Source organism: Bradyrhizobium sp. AUGA SZCCT0177, assembly GCF_018130125.1.
In the GTDB taxonomy this organism is placed as follows: domain Bacteria; phylum Pseudomonadota; class Alphaproteobacteria; order Rhizobiales; family Xanthobacteraceae; genus Bradyrhizobium.
Genome location: NZ_JAFCMA010000069.1, coordinates 1 through 5064 on the forward strand (window position 1 = coordinate 1; position 5064 = coordinate 5064).

Consider the following 5064-nt stretch of genomic DNA (forward strand, 5'->3'; position numbering starts at 1 on the left):
GGGCCTCTAGCAACTCTATGCCGCCGTCACCGACGAAGAAGGTCAGTCCTTCCCCTCGTGAGAGAGTGTAGCGGACCCATCGTGGGAGAGCGTAGCAGACCATTTCGCAGTGACCTCTTCAACCTGGTAGCCCCGGCGATCTGAGACCGGCATAGGCTAAAAACCTTAGGACGATCGTTGGGTCGAGTCTGAGTGATATTTTTCATTTGAACTGGCGAGGTCGCAAATTGCGACATGCCAATGCTGGGAGGTGGGCTTGGCGAGAAAACGCATCGGCATTCTCACGGGCGGCGGCGACGTCCCCGGCCTTAACGCTGTCATCAAGAGCGTCACTTATCGCGGCAGTGAGAACGACATCGAGGTCATCGGCCTCCGCCGTGGTTGGGAGGCCCTCACGCACCTCAACCTGGAGGACCCGGCCAGCAAATCTCACTACCTCATGCCCCTGAATCGTGAAAACACGCGCACCATCGACCGGAGCGGCGGCACCGTGCTGCACTCGAGCCGCATCAATCCGTCCAAAATGCAAAAGCTGCCCGAACATCTCGTCGGCAAGGACCTTCCGGTCTCCCTAAGTACCAGGGGCGGCGGCGCAACCAAGACGTGGGACCTCACCGGCCAGGTGCTGGCGAACCTCTCGGGGCTCGGCATCGAACACCTGATCGCCATCGGCGGCGACGACACGCTTAGTTATGCCGCCAAGCTCAACGAACTCGGTGTCAAGATCATCGCCATCCCGAAGACGATGGACAACGACGTCCGCAACACCGAGTACTGCATCGGCTTCTCGACCGCGATCACTCGCGCCAGCGCAGCTATCCAGCGGCAGCGAACCACTGTCGGCTCGCACGAGCGAATTGGCATTTTCCGCGTCTTTGGCCGCGATGCCGGATTTACCGCGCTCTACACCGCGTACGCGACCTCGATCCGATGCGTCATACCGGAGTACAAGGTCAATCTCGACAGATTGATCCAGTTGCTCCTTGAAGAGAAGCGCGCCAACCCGAGCAATTACGCGCTGATCGTGCTCAGCGAGGGCGCCGAGTGGGAGGGCTACAAGCTGCAGGAATACGGCGAGCCCGACGCCTATGGTCACCGCAAGAAGGCCAGCGTGGCGGAATCGCTTGCCGAGGAGATCAAGCAGCGCGTTGGAGAAGAGACAATCACCTCTGACCTTACCTACGATTTGCGATCGGGCGAACCTGACTTCATCGACAAGCTTGTAGCCCTGACTTTCGGCAACATGGCTTACGATGCCATCCTGGAAGGCAAGACCGGTCTCATGTCGGCTCTGGTAGAGGGCCGTTACGACCTCGTGCCCATCCCTGACCCCAAGCTGGGGCCTCGCAAATTGGATGTCGCCAGCACATACAACACGGAGCGCTACCGCCCTACCTACGGCAACAAGCTGGGGCTGCCGGTCTTTCTCAACCGCGCGTCATAGGGTGCCAGGCGGTAACCGCCAAGGACGTCTCCTATGGGGCAGCCTCGGAAGTAGTGCCCGGCCAGATGGGTCTGCCGACGCGGGTGTCAGGGCCTCGTGCCGAGATCATGAAGGGGTCAGGGCCATGGAGATCGAACGCACTACATTCGGCACCATCACGATTGACGGAACGACGTAGTTATCCGGCGATCGCGTGTAGCGCGAGTTGGTCAAAGCGTGCCCAATAGAGCCCATCAGGGCTCCACTAAGAGGGCAGCGTGTTGCAATCCATATCCAAGAGTCCCGGTCGCTATTATCTGGCAGTCTTTGTGCTGGCGTTCGCGACACTTTCCTACCAGATCCTGATAACGCGCTTCTTCAGTGTTATGCTCCATCATCATTTCGCATTCGCGGCCATTTCACTTGCCATGCTAGGGCTCACCCGCGGAGCGATGGAGGTCTACGGCAAGCCCGACCGTTATACCACGGAGCGGGTTGGCATCGATAATGAAAGAGGCCGCCTCATCTGGCGGCCTCTTTGCCTTGCGATCTAGGCCCCCGCCTAGCTTTGAAGTCCGACCCTCTCGATGGGCATCTGCAATTCGGCAGCCCGTTCTTTCCGTTCCTTCTTGGAAAACTCGTGCTCGCGCTGCTCGAAAGCCGCAAGTTCCTTTTGTGCCGCTTCAAGAAAGCGGTCGCGTGGTGTCACTGCCAACTGAGTGTGCCTTGTCATTATTACGCCACCCATTGCTACCCCAGCGCCCAACCTATCCAACTGCGGGAACCTGGGAAAGGTTCGTGACGGTAAAATTACGGACTGATGAAATCGGGACACAGTGCCCACCTGAGGCGGCCTTAATTCTTGTTCGTGAACTTCGCGATCTTCCGCGTTCCGTCCCACAGCTCTACATCATGGCCGTCAACGAGCCGCTTGGCGCGCTCTTTGGCGGTGTCATCACCATCGCATTCGATCTCAACGCGATCAACGATATGGCCGTCCGAGCTGATCAGGAAAGCGCGGTAAATGTGCTGCATGTCATACCAGCCCGTGAATCGGTGCTGGAAAGTAGGGCTGGGTAAAATCGAGAACAAGTTAACTTTGTACCTTTACTTCAAATCCCTTGTTGAGTTGTGGCAGCGGAATGAACCTGCTGCATGAGGGACAGGCCATGGCGGTGGCACCGCAACCGCACGCATATTTCCCTGACCATGGCCGGTCAGGGTGGGCGTCACAGACGCACCGCGTTTCATCGCATACGAAGCACCCTATCGACTTAATCACTGCGCTGCCTCCCTATTCTGGCGGCTTCAGTCCGGGTGACGAAATCCAGGCGGTAATGCTGGCGGCGGTTTCTGCCTCGCGGGCTTTGCGTAGAAGCGTCTGCCGCTTCGATCCCGGCTTCAGACTTTTGGCGGTTTCCCTAAGTTTGATTGCCTCTAGGGCTAACCGCTCGTCCAAAGGGTGATCGTGTTCAATGTGCCGTCGCTCCGACATGGGAACCTCCGTCGCCCCATCCCAAAACTCTCATTCCCCCGACGCGGTTCCCGATTCAAAAGGAGCCACTGCTAAAGTTGTAAAGGGGCCACTAGCCATCGAACGGAATGGAAAGGGGCCAGCACCTGAGGAGATATGGGAACGGATCAAGAAATTTGTACGCTTCGAGAACGCGCCCCTCGACGAGGTCCGTTCCGGGTCAAACTGAGAAGTCCAGGCGGGCCTTCGGGAAGTCGGCTTTGCCCTCAACAGCGGACTTCGTCAAAGGTTGTCGGCATGTCGCAAAGGCGCCCGAAGCGGACATGCTCGCAACCGACGAGGCGCAGCGCTTCGTCGACAGACCGTCCCTGCCCTTATCGATGACCTCGTTCGCAGACACCAAAAGTGCTTGCGGCACGATCAGCCCCAGCGCCCTCGTGCCCGCGCAGAGGCGACCTCTTCTGTAGCGGCAATCGCGACTACGCTCATAGCTACAACCAGCTCACTTTGGCTCGCCGTCAAAGTTCGGATTTTGATGAATACCCGGACTCGCATCACGAGCCCGGGGTCTTACGTTTTGGCTACGGCATTAGCGTGCCGGCTTGAGCGTGTTCTCGATCAGGTATGCCGTGGCCTTTGGGGCTACATCCTCGCTGGCGCGGATCGCGAATCGATAGTGCACGCCACCCCAGACACGGACATTCTTCTGCTCCTCGGCCATATCGGCCAGGCTGGCGAACTGCCTGGTCCGCTTCGGATCCCGCACATCGGTCGCCGTGAACGGAATGGCCTTCACCGGCCCGAAAACCGATTCCAGGACCGCCACCGCGGTGGTGGCGTTGTAGGTCGCCTGCGACGGGTATTCGGGATGCATTGGCGTCGGATTGAACGAAGTCCAGCCGGCATCGCGCTCGGTGGCATCGTTGCCGTCCTGGTCGCCATTGCGGATGGCGGTGACGGGCCGCCAGAAATTGTAGTAGTACTTCGCCTCCCAATTGAGAACGTAGGCGTTCGCCAGACCCATGTTGAGCAGTGCGAACAGGCGCGCACATTCAGCGAGCGGCATTTCCTTTGCCTTCGCAAGCTCGCGCGCCGCCGCTTGCAGGGCAGGGCCAAAATTGACGTTGCCCCAAAATGTTACCGCTTCGGTCTGCTCGGGAGTGCGCGCCGTGCTCTTGGTGCCGCCGAGGCTCTTCACCTCGTTGTAGTCGCGGGCCCACTCTGCGCTCGACAGTGCCGGCGGCGGGCCGGGCCGGAACTGGTCGGCGCCGTTGAGCACCCATGGCTTCGCGCGCGCATATTGCTCCCACGCCGGCAGCGTCGTCGGCACGTAGGCCCCGGGAGCAGCGTGCGGCCTGTAAGTGTCGGGAGCGTTGGTGCCGTCGTTGGCGCGGTCGGCCTGGACCGCGGCGGCCACCTCCATACCCAGCTTGATGCCTTCGGTCTTTGCGGGCCCCTCTGGGATCGCCTTGAGTGATGCCGCGTAGCCCTCTTCGATCTTGGCTTTCTGCTGCGGATAGACCTGGGTGAGGATCTGCTGCGCGGCCGCCGCGGCCGCGGCTTCTGCGGATGCGCTTGGTGCGGCCGGAAGCGTTGCGACTACGCGCGTGTAACGATTCTGAACCGTGTTGATCGCGTCGGACACGGCGACATGCACCATGGCCAAGGTGCGGAGTTTGGGATTGTTGCCGACGTCGTTCGCCACCAGATCATTGGTGATGACGTTCCAATCGGTGACTACATCGGCGCGCGCGGGCGCCGCCAACAGCGCTGCCGCGACTATGCCCGGCAGCAAAGTTGCAGCCGATAATTTTAAATCGGATCTCATTTTGCGCCTCCCTTTGTGGTGCCCACACATGCGGACCCTCCACTCGGTGGGCACGGTCAGTCTCCTTCTTTCCACTGGCGTGGACTATTGGTCGAGATGACGCATCCTGGCTGTTTGGCTTTTGGATTGGCTGTCTGCCGAATTCTGTATAACTCTACCGCTTCGTCCGAAGGTGGCGCTGCTCTCGCTGCAGCGCATAAATTGGGCTAACGGGGCCCGGGGACGCGAGACCACCCTTGCGGGCATAATGTCCGCTTTAGCTGGCGAGTTCAACCGATCGCTGCAACACATTCTGCGAACTTCTCAGCCGGCGTCTGATAGAGCAAGGTCTTTCTCGGC

The 5064-nt window shown here is 59.8% G+C and carries 5 protein-coding genes; 3 read left to right on the forward strand and 2 right to left on the reverse strand.

Annotated features, from left to right (window positions below; genetic code table 11):
* The first annotated feature begins 256 nt into the window (after positions 1-256).
* Complete coding sequence (locus JQ597_RS37370) at positions 257-1444, forward strand: 6-phosphofructokinase (RefSeq protein ID WP_212000733.1); 1188 nt, start codon at positions 257-259, stop codon at positions 1442-1444.
* A gap of 257 nt (positions 1445-1701) precedes the next feature.
* A complete protein-coding gene (locus tag JQ597_RS37375) occupies positions 1702-1977 on the forward strand; it encodes a hypothetical protein (protein ID WP_212270378.1) in 276 nt (91 codons plus the stop codon).
* 8 nt (positions 1978-1985) lie between these two features.
* Here the strand turns inward: JQ597_RS37375 and JQ597_RS37380 are convergent, their stop codons facing one another.
* On the reverse strand, positions 1986-2156 hold the full coding sequence (locus JQ597_RS37380; protein WP_212270379.1) for a hypothetical protein: 171 nt from the start codon (positions 2154-2156) through the stop codon (positions 1986-1988).
* A 65-nt stretch (positions 2157-2221) separates the two neighbouring features.
* On the opposite strand from JQ597_RS37380, the gene JQ597_RS37385 reads away from it, so the two are divergent.
* The gene (locus JQ597_RS37385) at positions 2222-2503 is read left to right on the forward strand and encodes a hypothetical protein (RefSeq protein WP_212270380.1); all 282 of its coding nucleotides are present in this window, start codon (positions 2222-2224) and stop codon (positions 2501-2503) included.
* A gap of 983 nt (positions 2504-3486) precedes the next feature.
* Here JQ597_RS37385 and JQ597_RS37390 read toward each other — a convergent pair.
* On the reverse strand, positions 3487-4779 hold the full coding sequence (locus JQ597_RS37390) for a vanadium-dependent haloperoxidase (protein ID WP_212270381.1): 1293 nt from the start codon (positions 4777-4779) through the stop codon (positions 3487-3489).
* Positions 4780-5064 lie beyond the last annotated feature (285 nt).

Excerpts from the sequence above, each read along its gene's own strand:
- JQ597_RS37380 (WP_212270379.1), bottom strand. The coding sequence starts at position 2,156 with ATGACAAGGCACACTCAGTTGGCAGTGACACCACGCGACCGCTTTCTT.